General features: G+C 62.9%; 22 protein-coding genes. 5 read left to right on the forward strand and 17 right to left on the reverse strand.

The window, feature by feature from the left end:
- Position 1: 1 nt before the first annotated feature.
- The 7 genes from ffh to AOP79_RS09490 form a co-directional block, all read right to left on the reverse strand.
- Positions 2–1,609, reverse strand: a complete 1,608-nt coding sequence (gene ffh / locus AOP79_RS09460) for a signal recognition particle protein (protein ID WP_062072922.1) — start codon at positions 1,607–1,609, stop codon at positions 2–4.
- Between the two features lie 99 nt (positions 1,610–1,708).
- On the reverse strand, positions 1,709–3,466 hold the full coding sequence (locus tag AOP79_RS09465) for a [protein-PII] uridylyltransferase family protein (RefSeq protein ID WP_062072924.1): 1,758 nt from the start codon (positions 3,464–3,466) through the stop codon (positions 1,709–1,711).
- A 19-nt stretch (positions 3,467–3,485) separates the two neighbouring features.
- A complete protein-coding gene (locus AOP79_RS09470; protein WP_062072926.1) occupies positions 3,486–3,824 on the reverse strand; it encodes a P-II family nitrogen regulator in 339 nt (112 codons plus the stop codon).
- Positions 3,825–3,826: 2 nt separating this feature from the next.
- On the reverse strand, positions 3,827–5,056 hold the full coding sequence (locus AOP79_RS09475) for an ammonium transporter (protein ID WP_062072928.1): 1,230 nt from the start codon (positions 5,054–5,056) through the stop codon (positions 3,827–3,829).
- 177 nt (positions 5,057–5,233) lie between these two features.
- Positions 5,234–5,920 (reverse strand): DUF2510 domain-containing protein, encoded by a 687-nt coding sequence (locus AOP79_RS09480; RefSeq protein WP_062072930.1) that lies wholly within the window; start codon positions 5,918–5,920, stop codon positions 5,234–5,236.
- Between the two features lie 102 nt (positions 5,921–6,022).
- A complete protein-coding gene (gene ftsY, locus AOP79_RS09485; protein WP_062072932.1) occupies positions 6,023–7,135 on the reverse strand; it encodes a signal recognition particle-docking protein FtsY in 1,113 nt (370 codons plus the stop codon).
- Between the two features lie 97 nt (positions 7,136–7,232).
- On the reverse strand, positions 7,233–7,616 hold the full coding sequence (locus AOP79_RS09490; RefSeq protein WP_062072934.1) for a hypothetical protein: 384 nt from the start codon (positions 7,614–7,616) through the stop codon (positions 7,233–7,235).
- Positions 7,617–7,757: 141 nt separating this feature from the next.
- Here AOP79_RS09490 and AOP79_RS09495 point away from each other — a divergent pair, with 141 nt between their 5' ends.
- Positions 7,758–8,996 carry a hypothetical protein gene (locus tag AOP79_RS09495; RefSeq protein WP_152648088.1) on the forward strand — a complete coding sequence of 413 codons (1,239 nt, stop codon included), beginning with the start codon at positions 7,758–7,760 and terminating at the stop codon, positions 8,994–8,996.
- A gap of 21 nt (positions 8,997–9,017) precedes the next feature.
- On the opposite strand, the gene smc is transcribed toward AOP79_RS09495, so the two are convergent.
- The 3 genes from smc to ndk all read right to left on the reverse strand — a co-directional run bounded on the left by smc (position 9,018) and on the right by ndk (position 13,743).
- Positions 9,018–12,575 carry a chromosome segregation protein SMC gene (gene smc, locus AOP79_RS09500; RefSeq protein ID WP_082093529.1) on the reverse strand — a complete coding sequence of 1,186 codons (3,558 nt, stop codon included), beginning with the start codon at positions 12,573–12,575 and terminating at the stop codon, positions 9,018–9,020.
- A gap of 92 nt (positions 12,576–12,667) precedes the next feature.
- Positions 12,668–13,297: a TIGR00645 family protein gene (locus AOP79_RS09505; RefSeq protein WP_082093530.1), complete on the reverse strand. Its 630-nt coding sequence runs from the start codon at positions 13,295–13,297 to the stop codon at positions 12,668–12,670.
- Entirely contained in the window at positions 13,297–13,743 is a 447-nt protein-coding gene (gene ndk, locus AOP79_RS09510; protein WP_062072938.1) for a nucleoside-diphosphate kinase, read from the reverse strand. Before ndk ends, AOP79_RS09505 begins: the two co-directional genes overlap by 1 nt.
- 96 nt (positions 13,744–13,839) lie before the next feature.
- On the opposite strand from ndk, the gene AOP79_RS09515 reads away from it, so the two are divergent.
- The gene (locus AOP79_RS09515) at positions 13,840–14,352 is read left to right on the forward strand and encodes an adenine phosphoribosyltransferase (protein WP_062072940.1); all 513 of its coding nucleotides are present in this window, start codon (positions 13,840–13,842) and stop codon (positions 14,350–14,352) included.
- 41 nt (positions 14,353–14,393) lie between these two features.
- Here AOP79_RS09515 and AOP79_RS09520 read toward each other — a convergent pair whose 3' ends face one another.
- From AOP79_RS09520 to AOP79_RS09535, 4 genes are read right to left on the reverse strand one after another with little or no spacing between them, the layout of a single operon-like run.
- Positions 14,394–14,867, reverse strand: a complete 474-nt coding sequence (locus AOP79_RS09520) for a hypothetical protein (RefSeq protein WP_152648089.1) — start codon at positions 14,865–14,867, stop codon at positions 14,394–14,396.
- Positions 14,864–15,292 (reverse strand): DUF4233 domain-containing protein, encoded by a 429-nt coding sequence (locus AOP79_RS09525; RefSeq protein WP_062072944.1) that lies wholly within the window; start codon positions 15,290–15,292, stop codon positions 14,864–14,866. The genes AOP79_RS09520 and AOP79_RS09525 overlap by 4 nt, the downstream gene beginning before the upstream one ends.
- Before the next feature lie 56 nt (positions 15,293–15,348).
- On the reverse strand, positions 15,349–16,755 hold the full coding sequence (locus AOP79_RS09530; protein WP_062072946.1) for a bifunctional folylpolyglutamate synthase/dihydrofolate synthase: 1,407 nt from the start codon (positions 16,753–16,755) through the stop codon (positions 15,349–15,351).
- 43 nt (positions 16,756–16,798) lie between these two features.
- The gene (locus tag AOP79_RS09535; protein ID WP_062072948.1) at positions 16,799–17,644 is read right to left on the reverse strand and encodes an alpha/beta hydrolase family protein; all 846 of its coding nucleotides are present in this window, start codon (positions 17,642–17,644) and stop codon (positions 16,799–16,801) included.
- A gap of 167 nt (positions 17,645–17,811) precedes the next feature.
- Here AOP79_RS09535 and atzF point away from each other — a divergent pair, with 167 nt between their 5' ends.
- The 3 genes from atzF to AOP79_RS09550 all read left to right on the forward strand — a co-directional run bounded on the left by atzF (position 17,812) and on the right by AOP79_RS09550 (position 21,615).
- On the forward strand, positions 17,812–19,512 hold the full coding sequence (atzF, locus tag AOP79_RS09540) for an allophanate hydrolase (RefSeq protein WP_161794253.1): 1,701 nt from the start codon (positions 17,812–17,814) through the stop codon (positions 19,510–19,512).
- Between the two features lie 85 nt (positions 19,513–19,597).
- Entirely contained in the window at positions 19,598–20,305 is a 708-nt protein-coding gene (locus tag AOP79_RS09545; RefSeq protein WP_062072953.1) for a GntR family transcriptional regulator, read from the forward strand.
- A 116-nt stretch (positions 20,306–20,421) separates the two neighbouring features.
- Positions 20,422–21,615, forward strand: coding sequence for an MFS transporter (locus tag AOP79_RS09550; protein ID WP_062072955.1), 1,194 nt, complete (start codon positions 20,422–20,424; stop codon positions 21,613–21,615).
- A 117-nt stretch (positions 21,616–21,732) separates the two neighbouring features.
- On the opposite strand, the gene AOP79_RS09555 is transcribed toward AOP79_RS09550, so the two are convergent.
- From AOP79_RS09555 to AOP79_RS09565, 3 genes are read right to left on the reverse strand one after another with little or no spacing between them, the layout of a single operon-like run.
- Positions 21,733–22,542: a creatininase family protein gene (locus AOP79_RS09555; protein ID WP_062072957.1), complete on the reverse strand. Its 810-nt coding sequence runs from the start codon at positions 22,540–22,542 to the stop codon at positions 21,733–21,735.
- Positions 22,539–22,967 (reverse strand): cytidine/deoxycytidylate deaminase family protein, encoded by a 429-nt coding sequence (locus tag AOP79_RS09560; protein ID WP_062072959.1) that lies wholly within the window; start codon positions 22,965–22,967, stop codon positions 22,539–22,541. Before AOP79_RS09560 ends, AOP79_RS09555 begins: the two co-directional genes overlap by 4 nt.
- A 38-nt stretch (positions 22,968–23,005) precedes the next feature.
- Positions 23,006–23,767, reverse strand: coding sequence for an amidohydrolase family protein (locus AOP79_RS09565; RefSeq protein WP_062072961.1), 762 nt, complete (start codon positions 23,765–23,767; stop codon positions 23,006–23,008).
- Positions 23,768–23,783 lie beyond the last annotated feature (16 nt).

Below are 23,783 nucleotides of genomic sequence, written 5' to 3' on the forward strand. Positions count from 1 at the left end.
CCTACTTATTACCCAGGTACTTGCTGAGGTCGGCGTCGAGCTGCGATGGGTCAACATCTGGCTGCCCCTGCTGTCCCAAACCGAAGGCGCTACCCGCGGGGGCCTGCTTCTTGTTCGCCGTCCGGTTTCGTGCGGCGGCCTCCTGCTGTGCACGCTTGGCGGGGTTACCCGACTTGCCCTTGACCTTCTTCTGCGGTGCCTGCTTGCCCTTCGACTTTTTGCCGCCAGGCATGCCACCCCACGCACCCGGGGCGCCACCGCCCTGCCCAGGAAGCTGAGGCATGCCGCCACCAGCGGACATCGCACGCATCATCTGCTGCGCCTGTTCAAAACGCTTCACCAGCGAGTTGATCTCCGCGACGGTAGTACCGGCACCCTTCGCGATACGGGCACGGCGCGAGCCGTTCAGCACCTTGGGGTTGTCACGCTCGAGCGGCGTCATCGACTGAACGATCGCCTCCGTGCGCACCAACTCTCGCTCGTCGAAATTCTCGATCTGCTCACGCATGGCACCCATACCAGGCAGCATGCCCAGCATCTTCTTCATGGACCCCATGTTTTTGAGCTGCTGCATCTGTGACAAGAAGTCAGTAAAGGTGAAGTCTTCACCCTTGGAGACCTTGTCCGCCATGCGCTGCGCTTCGTCCTGATCGAAGGCCTTTTCAGCCTGCTCGATCAGGGTCATCACGTCACCCATGTCAAGGATGCGGCCCGCCATGCGGTCAGGGTGGAACACCTCGAACTCGTCGAGCTTCTCACCCGTCGACGCGAACAGAATGGGCTTGCCCGTGACCTCGCGTACGGACAGTGCGGCACCACCACGGGTATCGCCATCCAGTTTGGTCAGGACCACACCGGTGAGGTTTACGCCCTCATCGAAGGCGGTGGCCGTGGCGACAGCGTCTTGACCGATCATCGCGTCAATGACGAACAGCACTTCATCGGGATCAATCGCCTTGCGAATGTCCGATGCCTGCTTCATCAGTTCGGCATCGACACCCAAACGACCGGCGGTGTCAACGATGACAACAGAGTGCTGCTTGGCTTCGGCCTCCTTCAGGCCCTTCTTCGCGACCTTGACGGGGTTGCCCTTCACGCGCTCACCCTCGCGCGTCACGCCAGGCTCGGGAGCGAACACCGGGACCCCGGCACGCTCACCGACCACCTGCAACTGGTTCACCGCGTTCGGACGCTGGAGGTCGGCCGCAACCAGCAGCGGGGTGTGACCCTGCCCCTTCAGGTAGTGCGCCAACTTTCCAGCCAGCGTAGTTTTACCTGCACCCTGAAGACCCGCAAGCATAATGACCGTCGTGCCAGTCTTGGCAAACTGCAGCGGCCGTGCCTCGCCACCGAGAATAGCGACAAGTTCCTCGTTGACGATCTTGACGACTTGCTGACCGGGGTTCAGGGCCTCAGAGACTTCCTGGCCGAGTGCGCGCTCGCGGATGTTGCCAGTGAACGTGCGCACCACGGGCAACGCCACGTCGGCGTCCAAAAGGGCGCGACGGATCTCGCGGATCGTTGCATCGATGTCCGCCTCAGAAAGGCGACCCTTCCCCTTGATGTTGCGGAAAGTTGATGTCAAGCGGTCAGAAAGATTTGCGAACACGTAGATGTCCCTTCAAAGCGTGTAGGCGTACAGCCTACCGGCGGGCACAGGTAGTCTCCTGCCCGCCACCACCGCGTGGCAGAACCACGCGGGGTCATGTCACATCGCTTTGGCCGTCTGAGTCAACTGATCGACGAGTGCAGCGCGCCACGTGGTCCACGCTTTGGGTCCCGCCGCACGAGCATCGGCTTCCGTCAGGCAACGAAGCACCGGCAACAAGTCAGTTCTTCCCTCAAGCCTCTCCATGAGAGCCGATGCCGTGGCTGGGTCGCCAGGGTCGCGCTTGGTGGCGAGATCGGCCAAGGTGAGGTGCTCGCGTACGAGGAGTTGAATGTCGTGCATCCGCTCCTCGCTCCACCCCACATGAGCTGCAATCTCGGGAATCAGCGCCGCACCGGCCTCGGAATGGTCACCGGCGCCTGCACGCTTGCCGATGTCGTGAAGCAAGCATGCTTGGAGCAAGAGGTCGCCGTCCGGCACGAGCCGCCGCATGGGGCCCGCGTTGACCGTCGCCTCGATCATGTGGCGGTCCACCGTGAACTCGTGCACGGGACTGCGCTGAGGACGGTTGCGGACGCCTTCCCATTGCGGGAGCCAACGCACTGCGAGACCTTGCAGGTCAATGGCTTCCCAGACCGCAACCAGATGTGCACTACCGCCCAGCATCTGCATCAGATATTCTCGCGCCTCCGTGGGCCACGGGTCTGGTAAGTCCGGCGACGTGACAAGCGCATCGAGAAGCCCCGGGGTGAGCGTGAGCCCTGTGGTGCAAGCCGTCGCGGCGGCTCGCAGGGGAAGGAGCACGTCAACGCTGGGATCGGTCTGCGGTGCCAATGCAAGTTCGCCATCAACATTGATGAGGCCCTCCGCCGCGGGAATGTGGCGAGGAGCCGAGCCAAAGCGCCTGGCTCGCCATGCACGAGAGCCGATGCCGGAACGCTCGAGGGATCGCCGCGCACCACGCTCTGTGGTGTCGAGCGCGTAAGCCACGGTACGGCCGGCGTCGGCCACGCTTGCCAGCAGATCGTCAGGGTCGTCGTACTCCATCAACGTCGCCACGTCATCGGCGATATGCCTGGCCAAGACATTTCCAGGGCGACCGGAAGCGAAATGGAGGGCATCCCGCACGTCGCGGAGGTGGCGCGCCGCATCGTCGACAGGCCCGTGAGGCCGGTCCGTGAGCCATGTCGCGCTCAGGGCGGAGAGGTTCGTGTAATCGCGCAGACCCCCGCGTGCTTCCTTCAGATGCGGCTCAATCGCATAGGCAATCTCACCGTGCCGTTCTGCCCGCACACGCGAGGACGTCAAGAGTTCGGGGAGCCGGGACCGTGCTGCGGCACGCCAATCCTGATAGATCGCGGTCCGCGCCTGGGCCACCAGGGCATCATCACCTGCGATAGGCCTGAGGTCCAGCAAACCGGCGGCAGCGGCCAGATCTTTGGACGCTACCTGGCGACACTGAGACACCGAACGCGTGGAGTGGTCAAGTTCCAAGCCTTCGTCCCAGATCGGGTACCACAGGCGCCGCGCCAACTCTTCAAGAGTGTCTTGCTTATGGGTTGTGCCGTCGTGAATCAACACGACATCCAGGTCAGAAGCTGGACCCATGTCGCCACGACCGAGCGACCCGACAGCTGCGAGCGCGACACCGTCGACACCAGCACACGACTCGGTCCAATGTTCCTTGAGCGCGGTGGTCATCAGCTCAGTGAGTCGTTCGCGTCGTTGCGGTCCTGGAACCTGGCTGGCAAACAGTTCAGTTGCGAGGTCCGCTCGGACGCGCTTGAGGCCCCGCACCCCGTGGGGGTGCGGGACCTCAGCGTCGGAGCCCTCAGCAGCGCTGGGGGTTGTCTCCATTGATGTGCGTTGCTCCTACTTAGAGGGCGTCAGGTCCGTGTTCGCCAGTGCGAACGCGAGCCACGTCGTCGACCGACACAGTCCAGACCTTGCCGTCGCCGATCTTGCCGGTCTGAGCAGCCGAGACAATGGCTTCCGTGACGGTGGGAGCGTCAGCGTCATCGACGAGGACCTCCATGCGCGTCTTGGGAACCAGGTCCACGGTGTATTCAGCACCGCGGTAGACCTCGGTGTGGCCCTTCTGGCGGCCGTAGCCGGCTGCCTCCGAGACGGTGACACCTCGGACTCCAGCGGCCTCAAGAGCTGCCCGGACCTCGTCCGTGCGGTGCGGCTGAATGATCGCAGTGACCAACTTCATGGTTACTTCGCCTCCTCGTAGGCAGTCTCACCGTGTTCGGCGAGGTCAATTCCGGAGATCTCAACCTCTTCGCTGACGCGCAGGCCGATCGTGTACTTAATGACGAGTCCAATGATCAGCGTAGCGATAGCCGAGTAAACGATCACGACGGCAGCAGCAACGATCTGTGCCCAGAGGCCGCCGAGTCCACCACCGGTGAACAGTCCGTCCCAGGAACCGAAGGTCGTGGTGCCGAAGAGACCGATGGCCACGGTGCCCCAGAGACCTGCAACCAGGTGGACACCGACGACGTCGAGCGAGTCGTCATAACCGAACTTGAACTTCAGGCCCACAGCGAGTGCGGAGAACACACCGGCGAAGACACCGATGAGCAGCGCACCCCAGGGGTCAACAGCCACAGCGGCAGGAGTAATGGCAACCAGACCAGCAACCACACCAGATGCGGCACCCAGCGAGGTGGCCTTGCCGTCACGGATCTTCTCCGTCAGCAACCAACCGAGGATGGCGGCAGCAGTGGCAGTGGTGGTGTTGACCCAAGCTGCAGCAGCGCTGTCGTCAGCGGCGAATGCCGAACCGGCGTTGAATCCGAACCAACCGAACCACAGGAGTGCGGCACCGATCATGACGAGAGGCAGGTTGTGAGGACGCATCGGCTCCTTGCCGAAGCCCTTACGCACGCCGAGCAGCAGCGCCATGACGAGACCGGCAACACCGGCGTTAATGTGCACGACGGTACCGCCGGCAAAGTCTTGAGCGAACCAGTCCTCGTTGAAGATAGGACCGCCGTCAGAGAGGATTCCACCACCCCAGACCCAGTGAGACACGGGCGAGTACACCAGCAGGACCCACACGAAGGCGAAGGCCATCCAGGCACTGAACTTCATACGGTCCGCAACGGAACCGGAGATCAGTGCGACCGTGATGATGGCGAACGTGGCGCCGAAGCCAGTCGCGATCAGTGCTTCACCGTCGCCGGCGACCCACGAGCTGTTCAGCATGAAGTCTGAACCGGGGTTTCCGAAGAGGCCGCCGATGCTGTCGCCAACCGAGATCGAGTTTCCAGCGATGACCCAGGCGACGGCACCCACGGCCATCGCGCCAAAGCTCATCATCATCATGTTCAGTACTGACTTGCCACGTGACATGCCGCCGTAGAAGAACGCCAGTCCAGGCGTCATCAAAAGCACCAGTGACGCAGAGGTCAGGAGCCAGGCAATGTTGCCGCTATCCATTCTGCTTCTCCTTTGTTCCCGCCCCTCGGCGAGTCAAGAAACAGCGTGGCCTAGCGGTGTTGCCCCACGGCGGCAGTAGTGTTTCCGGGCGGTTACAAGGCGGGCCCTCAGGTTAATTCTCTGTTGCGGCAACAAAGTAGAGAGCGCCTCGTGGCGCCAATGGGGCACAAGCGAGGTCTAGGCCTGATCAACGTCCACGAGCCACTCGCCGTCGACCAAGACCAGCACGTCCTCGTTCTCTGCTTCCTCGCCGTCCACCACGGAGTCCGAGAACACCACCGCGGTATCCCCCTCGACCACCACATCGGTCACCGTGAACGTGGTGCCCTCGAAGTAGTCAGTGAGAGATTCCCCAAAGTCCTCTTCATAGGACACCAGGTAGTCCTCGCAGGTCTGGGACTCAAACATGTCGTCTTGAAAGGCCTCGGTCGTCAGCGAGTTCAGAGCCGCACAGTCGGCAGAGACGATCGCCTCAACGTAATCCTCCATCGCCGCCTGCGCATCCGCCGCGGGGTCATCGTCACCCAGCACGACAACGAAGGCCGCCACCACAATGCCGACAATCAGCAATGCGCCGCCGCCAATGACTCCCCACGCCCACGTGGGAAGGCTTGCACTGTGAGACGCTTCGCCATCGGGGTGAGGCTGACCGTCACCCTCTGTGCCTGAGGCGACATGGACAGACTCTGCTGAAGCGTGGGTCTGTGCAGCCTCGGCTTGATCTGTGCCCGCGGCGACGCCCTCCGGCGACGCCGTGGCGTCGAGTGCGGGGTGAAAATGCTCGGTCCACTGCTGGCCATCCCAGTAGCGTTGGCGACCCGTTCCCGAGCCATCGTCGAACCATCCTGCAGGCGCATGCGTCATGGCCAATCCCCCTATGTGTTGTCTTAGACGACCGTCGCTACGTGCGCCACCGCGGTGTGCGGAGTTGGCGCACCCCCAGCATAGCGACGTTTTCTACCAGCCTTAAAGGCCCAGAATGCCGTCCACGAACTGCTCGGCATCAAATGGCGCAAGGTCGTCCACGCCCTCTCCGAGTCCGATGAGTTTGACGGGCACACCAAGTTCCCGTTGCACCGCGATGACGATGCCGCCCTTGGCGGTGCCATCCATCTTCGTCAGTACGATGCCTGACACCGGCGCTGCTTCGGCAAACACTTTTGCCTGAGTCATGCCGTTCTGCCCGGTGGTGGCGTCGAGGACGAGGAGGACCTCAACGGGAGTCGCTGCCTTGGAGGACACTCGAATGATCTTGCCCAACTGATCCATGAGGCCAGCCTTGTTCTGCAACCGGCCTGCGGTGTCTATCAGCACCACGTCAGCAGACTCGTCTGCGGCCCTACTTGCGGCCTCGAATGCCACTGAAGCAGGGTCGGCTCCGTCGCGGTCCGAGCGAACCACCGGGACTCCGACGTGCGAGCCCCACGTTTCGAGTTGATCAGCGGCAGCGGCACGGAACGTATCTGCGGCACCCAGAATGACGGTGCGGCCCTGGGCGACGAGAACTCGGGCGATCTTGCCTGCCGAGGTGGTCTTGCCTACTCCGTTGACGCCCACCACGAGGATGGCCTCGTGCGCGCCTGAGCCAGGCTCTGCGAGCTGAAGTTCACGATCAAGGCTCGGGTCGACCATGTCAATGAGGACGCGACGTAGCGTGTCGCGGGGGTCGGCGTCGGGGTCGGACTTCAATTCAGCCTTGAGAGAGGCAAGAATCTGATCAGTGGCCGCTGCGCCCACGTCCGCCAGGAGGAGGGTTTCTTCTAGCTCATCCCAATCATCTTGAGTGAGGCTCCCCCGGGAGAAGATCGCAAGCAGGCTGGAGCCAAGACCCCCGCCCAGGCGGGACCGTAGTCGCGCCAACCGGCTGTCCGGAGCTTCGGGCCCGTCAGTGGGGCGCAGTCCTTCTTCTGCGTCACCCGCGCGTGTAGCCGCCTGAGGCTGCGCCGTTGTCGCGGTGGGTTCAGCACCTTTGTCGCGCTTGGGGCGCCGGGCCAACCCCACAGCGCCCCCGATGACCGCGCATGCCGCAACAATCACTACGACAAGATCAATATCGCCAGGAATCCAGGTCACGTCCATGACGCAAGTCTCTCAGGTCAGCGCCGCGGCGCGACGCGGGGTGCTGGCGTGGCGGTCTTGTTCGATCACGTGATGAGGCTGCGCAGCGCGACGCAGGTTAATGACGGCCGATCGAGATCTGACCCGTGGTGGGGGTGTCGTTGCGTCGTGCGAGGGGTTCCGCGGTTCGCTGCTCGGCCCACTTCTCGCGCCCGGTCTCAACAACTTCCTTTGCCTGACCGTAGGCGTCGCGCGCCCATGCTTTCGCTCGTTCCGCCCCACCCACGTCATCGGGAATGGAATCCACTCCGTGAAGCACGTTCCAGTCATTCTCTGCACGAGGAATTTCGTCGTAGACATGCTCGGTCACGCGCCCACGGTCCTGCCGCAAGAGAAATCGCAGGAAGTGCTGGAGTCGCCCCTCGGCCAGAGCAGCCAGAACAAACACCACGGCGGCAAGGACAACGAGAAAAGTGAGGGCGGAACCCAGTGAATCAAACATGCAGGCAACCTCCACATCAGGCCAACGGACAAGCGTAGACAAAACGGACGTGCACCACCGTTTGTTCCCGGCCCGGTGAGCCAGGATCCATACGGCGCGGATATGGGGAGTACGCGTCACAGAAGCCGATAGCCTCCCACCATGAGACCAACGCTCGACGTGCACTCTCAGCGGGTGTGGACCACTGTGATGGTCGCCATCATTGCCATGATTGTGTTCGCAATACTCGCCACTCGAGGTGGATCAGACGCGGACGAATCCGAGCCCGACGCCACCAGCGCGACGGGTGACGGCTGCAACACCGTCAACGCAGAGATTATCCCGCTCGACACTCAGATCTCTGAGGCTCCTGGTACCTCATGCTTCAGCATCTCCGAAGAACTCGAGGTGCTGATCGGCGCCGCACCTCTCGATGCGGCAACGCCCATCACGCTCTCCGTCACGTCCGTTTCCGGCGAGTCGTTCGGCACGGCGAGCTCAACACCGGAGGCTGACGCTGAGATCACCGCGACGCTCCCTCCCGGCGGCTACCTCATCGAGGTTTCTCCGGCACAGGAGCCAGGCGACACTCCCCCGCCGTACCTCTTGTTCACCGAGACGTCCGTGCCGGAACCCACGCCCGACGTGGCGTCTACCGTCGACCTTCCCGCTGTCGATAGCTGCGGCGACACCGTCGCGGTAGTCGAGAGCACCGTGACGGCATCGGCTTCCTCTGACGATCGCTGGTCGTGCGTCATCGTCTCCGAGCCGGTTTTCGCCAAAGTAGGTGTGGACTCACACCACTCGGACAGCTCGGCAGACCTGCGCGTGACCATTTTCTCCGACATCGGCGACGTGGTCGCGACCGGTGATGACGTCTTTGGCACCGATCCGGAAATCACCGCCGACCTGGTGCCCGGCACCTACTTCATTGAGGCGAGCGCGTGGCAGGACGGCACCTTCGACGACGCCGAGGTGTACTACGACGACACGGGCACCGTCATCCGCCATGCCGACCCCGCCGTGGGCAACATCGCGATCACGCCAGCCGAGTGCGACGGCGCTCCTGCGCTCGAGGTAGGGCAGGCGTTGACTGAGGCTGACACCACCCAGTACCTGTGCTTGAGCCTGGACGATGCTGCACGGCTGACCATCGAAGCGGCAACCCTCGGTGAGCAGGACCTCGTGCTGGAAGTCCTGGGTTTCAACGACGCGAGTGCGTACCGACTCACCTGGGCAGACGGCAATCCGTACGTCGATGGGCTCGTCGATCGCGACCCGCTCATTGACTATGTGATCCCCGCTGGGACATGGATCGTGTCAGTAACCGACTTCTGGGGCAGCCCGGGCCAGAATTACGACATCCGGGTGTCCCCGAGTGAGGTTCGCACCACCCAATAGAGGCGCCACCCTGCGCGCGATCTACGCGACGTCCTCGTCTCTCAGACGCTGAGAGATCACCGTCGTCACGCCGTCACCGCGCATAGTGACGCCATACAGTGCGTCGGCGATCTCCATCGTGCGCTTCTGGTGCGTGATGACAATGAGCTGGCTGTCCTCTTGGAGCTCACTAAAGATCTCCAACAGGCGGCCAAGGTTCACGTCATCGAGCGCGGCCTCAACCTCGTCCATCACGTAGAACGGACTAGGCCGAGCCTTAAAGATCGACACCAGCATCGCGACCGCGGTCAATGAACGTTCTCCACCAGACAGCAGCGAGAGCCGCTTGACTTTTTTGCCGGCAGGGCGGGCCTCGACTTCAATGCCTGTCGTCAGCATGTTCTGCGGATCCGTCAGCACCAACTTGCCTTCGCCTCCGGGGAACAGCCGCGGGAAGATCCGGTCAAACTGCTTGGCCGTGTCCTCGAACGCCTCCGCAAACACCCTTTCGACGCGCTCGTCGATCTCGCGCACAATCTCCAAAAGGTCCTCGCGCGACTTCTTAATGTCGGCAAGTTGGTCTTGCAAAAATGTGTGGCGTTCCTCAAGGGCCGCGAACTCTTCGAGTGCCAGCGGGTTCACTCGACCCAACTGCCCCATCGCCCGTTCAGCAGCACGCAGGCGCTTCTCCTGACGCTCTCGCACATACGGCTCGGTCGGCATGGTGCCGTCCTCGTCCGCCTCACCATCGGTCACAGGGACGGGCACCTGCGGGCCGTACTCCTCGACAAGTTGATCGGGATCCATGCTCAAGTCGTCAACACAACGCTGTTCAAGCTGCTCCATGCGCACCTTGAGTTGGGCACGCATGACCTCATCGCGGTGGGCATCATCGGTGAGCCGACGGTGCTCATCGGCGAGCTGCTCGACCAGTGCTCGCACATCACCCAACTGCCCAGAGCGTTCCGCACGAGCCTGCTCCGCGGCAGCACGGGCGTCGTCTGCCTGTGCCACGGAACCGTCAATCGCCTTCAATGCATCGGTACATCCTGCGATCACTTCGCGTGCGGCGACGGCCTGGCGCTCACGACGCTTGGCGGCCTCAGCGGCCTTGGCACGGGCGTCGCGCTCCGCGACGACTGCGCGTTCAAGAGACTCGGCTCGCGCGGCCAACGCGCGCGCACGTTCCTCAGCGGTCCGCAGCGCCAACCGGGCCTCAGTCTCCCGTGCCCGCGAAGCCCGCGCCTCCGCCTCATCAGCATCGCGCTTCTCCTGAGCCTCACGAGTATTGGACTCCGTCTGCTCCGGTTCCGCCTGCGCTGCGGCCAATCGCTCCGCCAGGCTCGCAAGCTCTTCAGACTGGTCCTTCATGCGCGCCTGCGCGGCCTCAATCTGCACCACGAGGCGCTCAGAGTCCGCCTTCGCGGCACGCGCAGAGGCACCCAAGTGGCCCAGTTTGTCGGCCACGGAAGCCATCCGAGCATCGGCTTCATTGAGGCGGTTCAAGGTCACCTCGTGGTGACCTCGCGCTGCAGACTCGTCCTCCTGAGCCTTAGTGAGGGCGGCTTCGGTGGACTCGACCGTGGTCGCGGCAGCGTCACGCTTGGCCTTGGCCTCATCGAGCGCCGCCTGCATCTGCAACACGCTAGGCGCATCACCCGCTCCGCCCGATGCCGTATGCGAACCGAGGACATCGCCGCGGCGGGTGACCGCGGTGACCTCGGGAAGCGAGGCCACCAAGGATCGGGCGCTCGCCAAATCATCCACGACGGCGACGCCGGACACCCGGGCTCGCACCGTCTCCGCAATTCCGCCCGCGCCGGTCACGACGTCCGATGCCCACACTGCGGTGGAGGGCAACGTCACGTCAGGGTTGGTCACCTTCGCGGTGGGGTCAGCCACCACGAATCGCGCGCGCCCTGCGTCCTCGTCACGCAACCAGCGAATGGCATCAACGGCATCCTCGACAGAGTCGACCGCAAGCGCATCGGCTAACGGCCCGAGGGCTGCTGCAATCGCGTCCTCCGCATCGGTTGCGACCTCAATGAGGGCGGCCACGGTGCCGCGAACCGACGTTGATCCGGCAGCGAGAAGTTCACCCGCCCCGTCCTTACGTGCGAGGGAAAGTTCCAATGCTTCGGCTTTCGCGGCCCACGTATCCCGTTCACGCATCGACACATGGACAGCGTCCTTGAGTTCATCGCGTGCACTCTTCGCGGCCTCCCACGCCTCAGTGGCCGCCTCATGGAGGGAGTTGAGATCCTCGTCGCTGTCCTCGTCCGATGCCACAGTCGTCTCAAGCGCTTTGAACTCGGTGGTGGCAACGTGGGCACGCTGGTCGGCATCGTCCTTGGCCTCACGGAGCCGCCCAATCTCCTGCTCAGCGGCCTCGACTCGGCTACGACGTGCCGACACATCGCCGGCAAGTCGGGCCACACCCTCGCGACGGTCGGCCACGGACCGCAACAAGTTCGCGAGGTGCTTCTCCGAGTTCTGTGCGACCTCTTCTGCTTCCCTACGCGACGCCTCGGCGAGTTCAAGTGCCTCCCCAGCGGCAGCAACTTCTGCATCAAGTTCAGTGGCAGCGACCCGCGCACGGTCAAGCTGCTCATCAAGATCAACCAAATCCGTGGGAGGAGCGCCATCACCAGCGCTGCCCAACATACGCAAGCGTTCCTGAGCGAGCGACTCCAAATTGCGCAGCCGCTCACGGATCGCACTCAACCGGTAATACACGTCGTTGGCGGCAGTCAGCGCAGGCGTCGCTTCAGCGGCGGCTCGCTCCAGGGTCGCCAACTGGTCCCGGGCCTCCCCCAGTTCCTTCTCCACCTGCGTCCTGCGCTCGATCAGCGCAGACTCATCGGCTTTGCCAGCGTTCATCTGCGTACGCATCTGTGTCACATCATCGGCGAGCAACCGGGCACGTGAGTCCCGCACATCGACCTGAATCTGCTGGGCCTTGCGAGCGACATCGGCCTGCTTTCCCAAAGGACCGAGCTGGCGGCGGATCTCCGCCGTGAGGTCCTGCACGCGCGTCAGGTTGCCCTGCATCGAGTCCAACTTACGCAGCGCCTTGTCTTTGCGACGGCGGTGCTTCAGGATTCCTGCGGCCTCTTCAATGAAATGCCGGCGCTCCTCGGGAGTCGCACGCAAGACTGAATCGAGCTGGCCCTGGCCCACAATGACGTGCATCTCGCGGCCCAAACCTGAGTCACTGAGCAGGTCTTGGATGTCCATCAGACGGCAACTGGCGCCGTTGATGGCGTACTCAGAGCCACCGGAACGGAACAAAGTACGGGAAATCGTGACTTCGGTGTACTCGATCGGCAGTGCGCCATCGGTGTTGTCAATGGTGAGTGACACTTGCGCTCGGCCCAGTGGGGCACGCCCAGAAGTACCAGCGAAGATGACGTCATCCATCTTGCCGCCGCGCAGGGTTTTGGCCCCTTGCTCACCCATCACCCACGACAGGGCATCGACCACATTGGACTTACCCGAACCGTTGGGGCCCACCACGCACGTCACGCCCGGCTCAAACTCCAGGGTCGTGGCGGACGCGAAAGACTTAAATCCGCGTAACGTCAGCGTTTTCAGGTGCACGGGGCCAGCCTAGGGCACGGCTCCGCACAATCGTGCGAGGCCGCCCCTGGTCACAGCGTTCTCCGCAAACTATGACTGCAGACGGTGCAAGGTTAGCGAGAGGCTCCTGCAGACGCAGATGCCTGGTCCGGCAGAGCGGATTCGCCCACAGCGTCCGGCGAGGTGTTGAGCTGGGCCGCCTTGATCTTGGTGTCCATCAGCAGCGACTGACGCTTGGCACCCCAGTAGTCCATGACGGCAAACAGCACGCCAGAAACAACGAAGGTGAAATGCAGGCCGATGCGCCATGCCACCGCTTCGTAATCCATGGACTTCCCGTCACCCGCTGCGACAAAGTCCTTGAGCAAGAGGATCACCGAGATCGCTACCAGCGAGCCGATGAGCTTCATCTTGAGACCAGAGAAGTCGACGGTGCCCATCCAGCTGGGACGGTCCTCCGAGTTCTCCGCGACAGTGATCTTGGACACGAAGTTCTCGTAGCCAGCAAAGATCACGATCAGAATGAGGTTGCCCAGTAGCGCAATATCGATCAAGGTCAAGATCTCGACAGTGACCTTGTCTGCAGGCGTCGACATCGAGAAGCCCTCGACCATCGCCCACAGTTCAGTAAAGAACTTGATCGTCACCAACACCAGGCCCACCAGCAAGCCCACGTACATGGGCGCCAAGAGCCATCGTGAAGCAAAGAGGCTCCTTTCGAGCCCATCTTCGATCTTGCTCATCACAGGCCGGGGAACCAGATCGCAATCTCACGCGCTGCTGACTCGGGCGAGTCCGAGCCGTGCACGAGGTTCTGCAGGACCTTCGTGGGCCACTGGCGTCCGAGGTCACCGCGAATGGTGCCAGGGGCTGCAGTGGTGGGGTCCGTGGCGCCAGCGAGCGATCGGAAGCCCTCGATCACACGGTCACCCTCGGCAACGATGGCGAGCGTGGGACCCGACAGCATGAACTCCACCAGTGGCTCATAGAACGGCTTGCCCACGTGCTCTTCATAGTGCTGCTCAAGGAGTTCAGGGGTCGCCGTACGCAACTCGACAGCGGCGAGCGTGTAGCCCTTGGCCTCGATGCGGCGGAGGATCTCACCGGAAAGGCCGCGCTTCACACCATCAGGCTTGACCAGGATGAGCGTGCGTTCGGTCGCGGCAGTCGCGTCTTTGGAGTCAGTCATGGCGACGAGGATACCTGGCCCCACACTCCTCGGGGTGCGCGGACTGCCCTGACATTCAGATCAGCGTCCCGAGGCCGCACGTGGCACCATAGCGAGGTGATCACCCTGGATGACTTTGAGACGTTCCCCGACTTTCCTGTACCGGGCGTCCTGTTCTACGACATCTCCCCCATCCTCGCGGACCCCGAGCTGTTCCGGGATGCGTGTGCGCAACTCACTCCCCCGGAGGCGGTCGACGTCGTCGTGGGCGTCGATGCCCGCGGATTCATCTTTGCCCCTGTGATCGCGCAGAGCCTCAACGTGGGCATGGCGATGGTGCGCAAGAAAGGCAAGTTGCCCGGAGAGCTCCTTGAAGCCGATGCGACCATCGAGTACGGAGCATCGGAACTCGTGCTTGACCCGCGTGGCGTCGCGGGTCAGCGCGTCCTCGTCATCGACGACGTTCTTGCCACGGGCGGTACAGCACTCGCGGTCGCGGACATGCTCGAGCGCGCGGGGGCCGCAAGCGTACAGTTCAGCTTTTTGATGGAGATCGAAGCGCTGAAAGGCCGCGAGCGACTTGCAGGGCACGGAGTGCTCTCAGCAGTCCAGGTGCCCGCCACGGACTAGAGCGACTCTCTCCGGTCCTGCCGTCGGCTGGCCGTTGAACCCTAGTCCCGGTCGCTGACGCGCACCCAGCGGGCGCCTACAAAGACGCTGGGCACCAGGATCAACGTGGCGCAGAGAGTTTGGAACAGCACGAAGCCCAAGTTGGGGTCCTGCGGCACCGGAGCTTGCTCGTTCACCCACTGTGAGTGTGTCGCGATAGAGAAAATGAGCGACACCACCCCGATGACGGCAATCAGCACACCTGCCCACAGCGGCAGTTGGCGAGTGTCAGGGGTGTCGCGCAGATGTCGCGCCCACGTGCGGGCCGCATAACGGTCCAGGAACCCGACTAGGCACAAGCCCGCGAAGAGCGTCACATATGTCGTCACCGGGACCGAGCCATTTCCCTGCCCCTGAACCTCTGCAGCATTCACGAGCGTCACGCGTTCAAGGGACCACCAGACCATCGCGACGCCAATGGTGCCACCGGCAAGGGCCGCCGCCATCCTCTTGAGTAGCGCGCGTGCTGGTGTCACGCAGACTCTCCGGCGTTGCTCCGCCCGCCCACCTCGTCAGCGCCGTTCGCGTCGGTGGCTTCGTGAGCGGCGTCGAACTCCGCACGCTCCCGATCAATCTTGGTTCCGAGGCGCAGACCCATGATCCAGATCGCGAGAAAAACAACACCGATCACGGTGATCGCCGTATCGAGGAATCCCCCGAGCAGCAAAGGAACCTGCATCGCCCAGCCCAGTGGCCGGCCCCAGGACTTTGACTGCTGGCCGGAAGCCCAAGCCATCAGCAGCGTGACCACAAGCCCGCCGCCAAGAATCCACGGCACAGGTGCGTCGATCAGCCCGCCGCGAGCAAGGCCCCACAGCAGGAGCGTTGCGAAAAGGGCGCAGAAGGCTTCCAGCAGCAGCACGGCCTGAGTAAAGACCAGGGCCGCGGAGCGCTTCTTCACTATCCGTGGCGCGTCAGAGGCCTCGGGTGCAGGGGGTTCCTGTGATTCTTCTGTGCTCAACGTGCTTGGCCCATCCCCTTGCGCTCATCCGCACGCATCAGAATGCGCACCTCAGAGATCAGGGTGACCGAGCCCACCGCGAGGACTCCTGCACCCATGTCATGATCGCGTTCAGTGATCTGCACGGCCTGATCCAGGGCATCGGGCAGGCTACTCGCGACAGTGACGCGGTCCTCGCCAAAGATAGGAATCGCGATCTCAGCCAGTTCATCCACGGGGATCGCACGAGGCGAGTTCGAGGCGGTCAGCACGACGTGGTCCAGTGCCGGCTCGAGGCCACCGAGGATCCCCTCGGCGTCCTTGTCCTGCAAAATGCCCACCACACCCACCAGGGCTTCAAAAGTGAACGATTCCTCAAGCGCTCCCACCAACGCGTCGACCCCAGCCGAGTTGTGAGCGGCATCGACCAACACCATCGGCGATGTGCGCACTGCCTCCAGACGTCCCGGCGACGTCACTGCAGCAAAGCCTGCCTCCACAGTCTCGCCTGAGAGCGCGAACACCTCACCGCCGTCGGCCAGGAGGGCTTCCACTGCCGCGAGCGCCAACAGTGCATTGCTTGCCTGGTAGGCGCCGTAGAGAGGCACGAACACGTCCGCGTAAGTAGCCGCGGTCGTACGTAGCGTGACCAACTGCCCGCCGACGCCAGGCTGACGTTCGACGACCTCAAGGTCGATGCCTTCCCAGCGAGCGCGCGCGTTGTTGTCGTCCACCGCCTGGTACAGAACTGGCAGCACGGACTCGGCCTGCTCCGCAATGACAGATGCGGCTCCGGGCTTGATGATGCCCGCCTTCTCGGTAGCGATCTCGGTGAGTGTGTTGCCGAGCCACTGTGCGTGGTCCATGGAGACGGACGTGACAACGGAAACGTCGCCGTCGGCCACGTTCGTGGCGTCCCACACTCCTCCCATGCCGACCTCGATGACCGCCACGTCCACCGGGGTATCAGCGAACGCTGCATACGCCAGCACCACGAGTACCTCAAAGAAACTCAGCCGCGGGCCGCCGTCCTTGATGGACTTGGCGTCCACCAAGTGGATGATCGGGGCGACCTCAGTCCACAAGCGGATGAAGTCCTCCTGCGAGATGGGTTCTCCGTCAATCTGGATACGCTCGCGCACCGTCGTCAGGTGCGGCGACGTGAACAGCCCTGTGCGGAGCCCATGTTCACGCACGAGCGACTCCGCCATGCGGGCAGTGGACGTCTTGCCATTGGTACCGGTGAGGTGAATCACCTTGTACGAATGCTGGGGGTCCCCGAGGAGTGCGCACACGTCGCGGACGCGATCGAGGGTAGGTTCAAAGGAGTGCTCGGGGTTGCGCGAGATGATGTGCTGATAAATCTCCCGCTCGGCCTCGTCCGGGGACAGGCCGCCAAGCATGAGGTCGTTGGACTCAGGCATAAGGTCTAGTGTCCCACGCTGCGATGAGACTCGGGGCTACTACCTACGTAGCGCTGACGCCCGTCAGGAAACCGGAGAGCTCAGCCCAGGCCTCACGGCGCAGCTTCTCGCCCTCGTGATGGTCCTGCACCCACCAGTAGTGCTTGACGTCGTCACCCATCGAACGGCCCGACGCATGAGGCATCAAAGCCTCGTAGCGCTGGGCGTTCAACGCGGGAGCAGCATTGGTGTCCGCACCACCCCACAACACGAGCGCGGGAACGGTGACGTTCGACAGCGACTCCTCGGTCACCAGGCGCCCCACACTCGGAGCAAGCATCGCGATACGGCCGATGCGCGGGTCGGCTACGTCGGCGCCAGCGTCAGCAAAAACCGCGGCCAGGGCAGGCCCCGGGTAGCGTTGCGCCAAACGGTTGCGGAGGTCGGGCATTTCAGGCAGTGGCGGCATCGGTGAGTCGCCCTGGAGGATGTTGCCGAACACCTCGGGGTCGATCTTGGCCCCTGCGAGAGCCGCACAGGTATAGCCCCCGAGCGAGAACCCTGCAGCACTGATGCGGGCCTCATCGATGGAGAGTTCCTTGAGAGCCCAGTCGAGTGCGAAGGAAAGATCACGGGGGCGTTCCCACACAAAGGCAAAGCCCTCGGGCAGGTACTTGTCCTGAGCATTGTTCCCGTGATGGTCAACACCAATGACCGTGTGGCCTTCTGCGACGAGGGCGCGCGCCAACCACGTGAGGTCCGACACCTGGCCGCCCGTGCCATGAGAGAGCAGGGTCAGCGGTGTAGGGCCCTCGACGTCAGGTTCCCAGACCGTGAGGCGCACTGGTCGAGGCTGAGTGGAGTCAATCCAAGAACGGCGGGATTCATCCGCCATGGCAACTTTGCGCATGGCCCCATCAAATCAGAGTTTCCGACACGAATCCACGCGCTACTCGTCGGCTTTCCTCCTCGCCACGCGAACGGTTACTGGGGACACTTCGGCGATTCAACAGCGAACGGATCCAATTAGAGTAGTATCGGATGCAATACGCCTGTCGGCTCAATGGAGGAGAACCCGTGGACAACCTGGCTACTGTCGTTGCTCGAACACACGAAGCTCTCAAACGGATCGAAAATGACCCCACGGACGGGGTCTGGATCGAGCGCCGCTCCCCCACCAGCGTTCTCGCCGACGCCCACGAAGTCGACTCAGCATTGAAGCGCGGCGACCACCTCCCACTTGCCGGACTCACTGTCGCCGTCAAGAACAACATCGACGTGGAGGGAATTCGCACCACGGCTGCCCACCCGAGCTACGGAAGCATCGCCGATGTCGACGCTGAAGCTGTTGCTCGTCTCCGCAACGCAGGTGCCATCATCATTGGCTCAACCAACATGGACCAATTCGCCACCGGGCTCGTCGGCACGCGGTCCCCCTACGGCGCCCTGGAATCAGCGACACATCCCGGTCGCATCGCAGGAGGATCATCCTCGGGCTCCGCTGTCGCAACAGCACGCGGCCTGGTCGATATCGCGCTGGGAACCGACACCGCTGGGAGTGGCCGCGTTCCAGCAGCGCTGAACGGCATCGTTGGAGTCAAATGCACCCGGGGAGTCATACCTACTTCAGGCGTGGTCCCCGCTTCACGAAGCTACGACTGCGTCACCGTGTTTGCACGGGACGTGACCACCGCAGCTACAGCGACTTCAGTCATCGCGGGCCCAAGCAGGCGGGATCCGCTGTCCCGCACGTGGACACCACACGCCGCTCTAGCCGCCCCCGCGGCACCGACCGTAGCGATACCTCGCGACGAAGACCTCGAATCACTCGACCCCGAGCGCCTCGCAGCCTTCGCCGCCGCAGCACACCGCCTGCGCGATCGCGGAGCACGGCTAGTCACTCTCGACATCAGTGGACTTCTGGAAGCCGCGAAACTCCTCTATGGGGGTGCAATTGCGGCGGAACGCGCCGCCGCCTACGGCGAGTTCCTCACCGAGCACCCCGAAGGCGCTGACCCCGTTGTCCAAACAATCGCCTCTAGTGCGCGTCGCCACAACGCGGTCGCGTTCGTCAACGACACTGAAAAGCTCGATCTAGCGCGAACTGCGGCACTGCAACTCCTCGAAGGCACGGATGCATTGCTGATTCCCACGACCCCGATCCACCCGACGCTCGCGGAGGTTGCAGCAGACCCCATCGAGACCAACTCACGCATTGGCACGTTCACGAACTTCATGAACCTGCTTGACCTTTGCGGAGTGGCCGTACCGGCACACGACACCCGCACCGGCAACTTCGGTGTCACTATCGTTGCTAGAGCCTTTGAGGATCACGTGGCGCTCGACCTTGCGGCACAACTCACCGGCGAACAAGCCCCACCGCGACTGTTCACAGGAGCGCCACTCGCCGTATTCGGCGCACACCTCTCCGGGCAACCGCTCAACTATCAACTGACCGACCGCGGTGCGATTTTGGAAGGCACCATAGCCACATCGTCTCAGTACAAAATGGTGGCCTTGCCAGGTGAGATGGCTCGCCCTGGCGTTGCACCGGTGTCTTCAGGCAAAGGTACAAGCATCCACGGCGAACTGTGGCGTGTACCGCCGAGCGCGTGGGCACCGCTCATTGCAGATGTGCGCGAGCCGCTCGCACTCGGCCCCATCGAGCTCCTCGACGGCAGCATCGTGACCGGATTCGTCTCCACCTCGATGGAGGGCACAGACATCTCGGCCATCGGAGACTGGCGCACCTACCTCAATTCGCAACCCGCGACGTAGGATCCGTACCCTAGACTGTGGCAATTGGATACAACGACGGAGTGGTCCACGCACCGTCAGACGACTTGCGAGGGGAAGATCTCAATTGACCGCCACCGACAGTTCTGCGCTAGTAGATGATCTCGCCAGCAAAATCCGCGACCTGATTGTGTCCGGTGAGATCGCAGCAGGCACCCCGTTGCGCCAAGCGGACCTCGCTGAGCGCTTCGGCACCAGCCGGACCCCGGTGAGAGAGGCATTGCGCCAACTGCAGGCAGGCGGACTCATCGAGATTATTCCGCATCGTGGTGCCGTCGTACGCATTCCCACCCCTTGGGAAGTACGCGAAGCATACGAGGTCCGCGCCGAGCTCGAAGCGCTCGCGGCACGCCGAGCCGCCCCGCGCATGTCAAGCGACGATGTCGCGCAGCTTCGCGAACATAACGACAAGTTGTTCGACCTGACACGTACTGCAGCCAAAGCCGGCTCTCAGGATACAACTACCGACATTCTTGACGCTGCGAATGAGCACGCCCTTCACCCGGCCATCCTCGCCGCTGCAGATAATGCCCGGCTAGAGTCCGTGCTCGACGGAGTCCAGGCGTCGCTCCCTAAGAATGTGCCTGGCCTCCTTCTCCTTGAGAATGCGAGCCACCGCGAGGATAACCACCGCGAGCATTCGCGCATCATTGATGCCCTCGCCGCTCAAGACGCCGACACCGCGGCCAACCTCATGCGAGCCCATGTGCTCAATGCTGGCGAGCAAGTGGCCAGATGGTACGAGCGACGTTCCTCCACGCTTCTGCGTCGATAGTCACCCGTCACTAGCCCCTCAGGAGCCCCTGCCGTTTCAGGATGTGCGCGCATCACTGCATCTTGTATCCAATATACTGAGGTTAGGATCCACACCTCGACGTTTCGGAGCATGACATGCCACTTGTCCCAGCCGGTCACCGCTCTTGGGGCTTCTGGCTCGTCACACTCGCCGCAACAGCCAACTATGCAGTCTTGGCGGCGACCGCCCCGCTCCTCAACCGCGCAATTCCGGAGCACCTCGGATATGACACGGCAGCGGCAGGAGCTTTCGTTGCAATCGCAGGGTTCACAGGCATGGCAGCCATGCCCCTCCTCGGTTACCTCGCAGGACGCTTCGGCCCGCGCCGGATCACCATCACCGCGGCCATCATCGCAACGATTGGCATTGCGGTAGCAACGGTGGCATTCACCGCACCGGGGCTCATCACGAGTCGTATCGCGTACGGAATCGGCAACGCAGGCATCACCGTTGCCACAACAGCCTGGGTAAGCGCCTCCTCACCCCCCGAGAGTCGCGGACGTGCACTCGGTTACTACGGAATGAGCGTCTGGCTTGGCCTCGCTCTCGGACCAATGCTCTCCGAGAACGCCTATGCGACAGTCGGCAACCACGACACCTGGGCCGCACTCCTCGCAGCCCAAACTCTCACGCTCGTCATCGCCGTGGCGGTCCGCAGCGGTCTCACCGAGTCAGTTCCGCCGAAGTCAGCGCCCTCGCCACGTAAGACGTCCGTACGCAGAGCGGTTGCCGTGCCAGCCGCCATCGCCATTGCTGCTTGGGGTGCGCAAGGCGTCCTCACGGCGTTCCTCATCTCCCACCTTGAGGACCGGGGCATCTCGCCGACTGGGTTTCAAGGAGGCGCCACGGTTTTGCTGGTCTTCGCGGGCTCAGTGCTGATTGCCCGCGTTACGCTTGCCACCGCTACCGACAGGCTGGGCCCCACACGCGCTGCTCGCATCGCGCTTGGGCTAGTGGCCCTAGGTCTCGGTGGGCTCGCCGGCGCACCAACATTTGTCACAGCATGCCTTGCCGCTGTCATTCTCGGGTTTGGCTACGCCCCCCTTTACCCATCGCTCACTATCCTCGCCACCCAACCGCTTTCCGGTCCCGACCGAGCGACAGCCATCGGATGGTTCTCAGCTGCGACGTCGGCGGGAATGGCCGCCGGCGCACTCGTTGGGGGGTGGCTCATCGTATCCGTCGGGTCTGCCGCGACTATCGGATTATGCGCCGTGGCACAGTTGGCCGTGCTTCCGCTACTCAAGCGTCAGGGACCACGCGGAGCAAGCCTCGCGACTCACCGTTGAGCCCTCATCGGGGCTGATTCTGCGCCTCGTTCGGCTCGCGGCACCACACATCGAGGAGACGACAGAGCAAAGAGCCGGCGGCCGCGATCGCGACCACCGACTCTTTGGTACAGATGGTCAACGCGTGCGCTGCGGCTCCTGCTCGCGCACAGCTTCAGCTAGTGCTCGTGAGGTGCGCTCGACACAACGATCAAACTCTGAGCGGCCATGCTCAGCGCTGGCGGTTTCGACTTCGTTCCCCCACACCCCGGACTCCGAGACCTGATCCATGCGGTAGTCCCAGAAGGAATCGACGTCGGCGTGCGAAACCGCCCTGTCCATACGCACCAGATCAGGACGCAGGTGCAACATCACCGAGGTCTCAAAGAAGTTCGCGTGCATCAGGCCACGACCGAACTGCACCCTGCCGTCAACCTCAGGCCCGGGATACATAGTCACGTAACCGATGGAGCGTGCGCGAACATCGTCGTAACGAGTGCGAAGTTTCTCGATTGAGACGTCGAGAGCACCGTTGTTCCAGATGTGGCCTGAGATGAATATGAACTGGCGAACCCCGGATGCGTATAGCGAATCGGTCAGGTCCTGCATCACGGCGATCAGAGTTTCAGGACGAAGTGTCAAGGTGCCAGGAAAATCGCCATGCGAGCCCGACACACCAATGGACACTGGCGGCACGACCGGAATCCCGGTGATTGCCGAGACACAGTCCGTCACCGCTGCGTCGATCTCCGTGTCAACATTCATCGGGAGGTGGGGTCCATGTTGCTCGATCGCACCGATAGGGATGATGACGGCACGATGGTGCTCCACCACCGACGTCACCGACGGCCAGTCGAGCTCTTCCCACCGAAGCGGCACCCCGGTGCCCCCCAGTTCAGAAGCAAGTGATCGAATATCAAGTCCGGTCGGGGGTAACGACGGGGTCATACGAGGTTCTCCTTGGAAGATGTGTTGAGACGTCCGGTCCGAGTGTGGCGAAACGGCAGGAGATCGGTGACGGCGACAGCCGCAGGTTCACTGCCGCGCCCGACCCAGACTCGTGCAGATGGCCAATAGTCGGCCAGAAGCTCGGCACAGACTCCGCACGGCTCGATGATGTGGCGAGTTCCGCCAGGGCGCTGAACAATCGCAACGATCGCCACGACGGCAGATCCCGCTATCACCGCTGCCGACGCAATACCGGACTCGGCGCAGACGGACGCACGGCCTTGGGATGCCTCGACATGGATTCCGGTCACGATGGTGCCGTCAGCCAGCCGAGCAGCGGCAACCACCTCCTGGCGACCCATGACGTAGTGCTCGTCCATCAGTCCGGCTGCGGCATGAAGTAGTTGGGCGTCGTTCGTTTCCATGCAGACTTCTGCCTGTCGCAGTGTTGGGCGTGGCGCACTCATAGCCAACCCATGATGCGGGACATGTTCCCTCCTTCGATCAATGCGCGATCAGCGGCGTCCGGGACCGCCTTGGCGATCTTCATCCGCTCTAGGTCGAAGTCAGACCCCGGCCACTCTGACCCCATGAGGATCTTCTTTGCACCAACTCGAGCGTACGCTCGCTTCACATCTGACATGAGGGTCGCCGAAGTCTCCAGGTACACGTTATCCCGCCGTTCCGCGACGATAATCGCTTCGGGGACGTTCCACACAGCACCCATGTGAGCAATGATCGTCGGCACCGTGGGGTGATCCTTAGCTATCTCCTCGATAGCGAAAGGTGCGCAAAAAGCGTCGTCGAGGGCGTTGATCAGTACCGGAATCTCCAGCTCCGCGCAGACCTCAAAGACGGGGTCGAGAAGGCCGTGGTCGGCGACGTGGTAGCCGTGCATGCTGGGGTGAAGCTTGAGCCCCACAAGTCCAGCATCGACAAAAGCCCGAATCTGGTCCGTCGCGTCATCGTCCTGAGGCATGACTTGCCCAAAACCGAAGAGTCGCTCGGGGTGCGTCTTGACGAGCTCCGCGAGAAACTCGTTCTCAATGCGTTGAGCCAAAGAGCACACCATCGCCTTGTCCACACCGGCCGCATCCATGCGGTCAAGAATGCGTGAGGCATCGAACGGCACATACGGTGGCGCAGATTCTCCGGGACGGGCGCCGGTGAGGTAGTCGCTGCGGCCTCGCACGTCCTGGGTGGTGTTGTAGCTGTCAATGATCATGTGTTTCTCCTTGTAT

The sequence above is a fragment of the Demequina sediminicola genome, assembly GCF_000975055.1.
GTDB classification, from domain to species: Bacteria; Actinomycetota; Actinomycetes; order Actinomycetales; family Demequinaceae; genus Demequina; species Demequina sediminicola.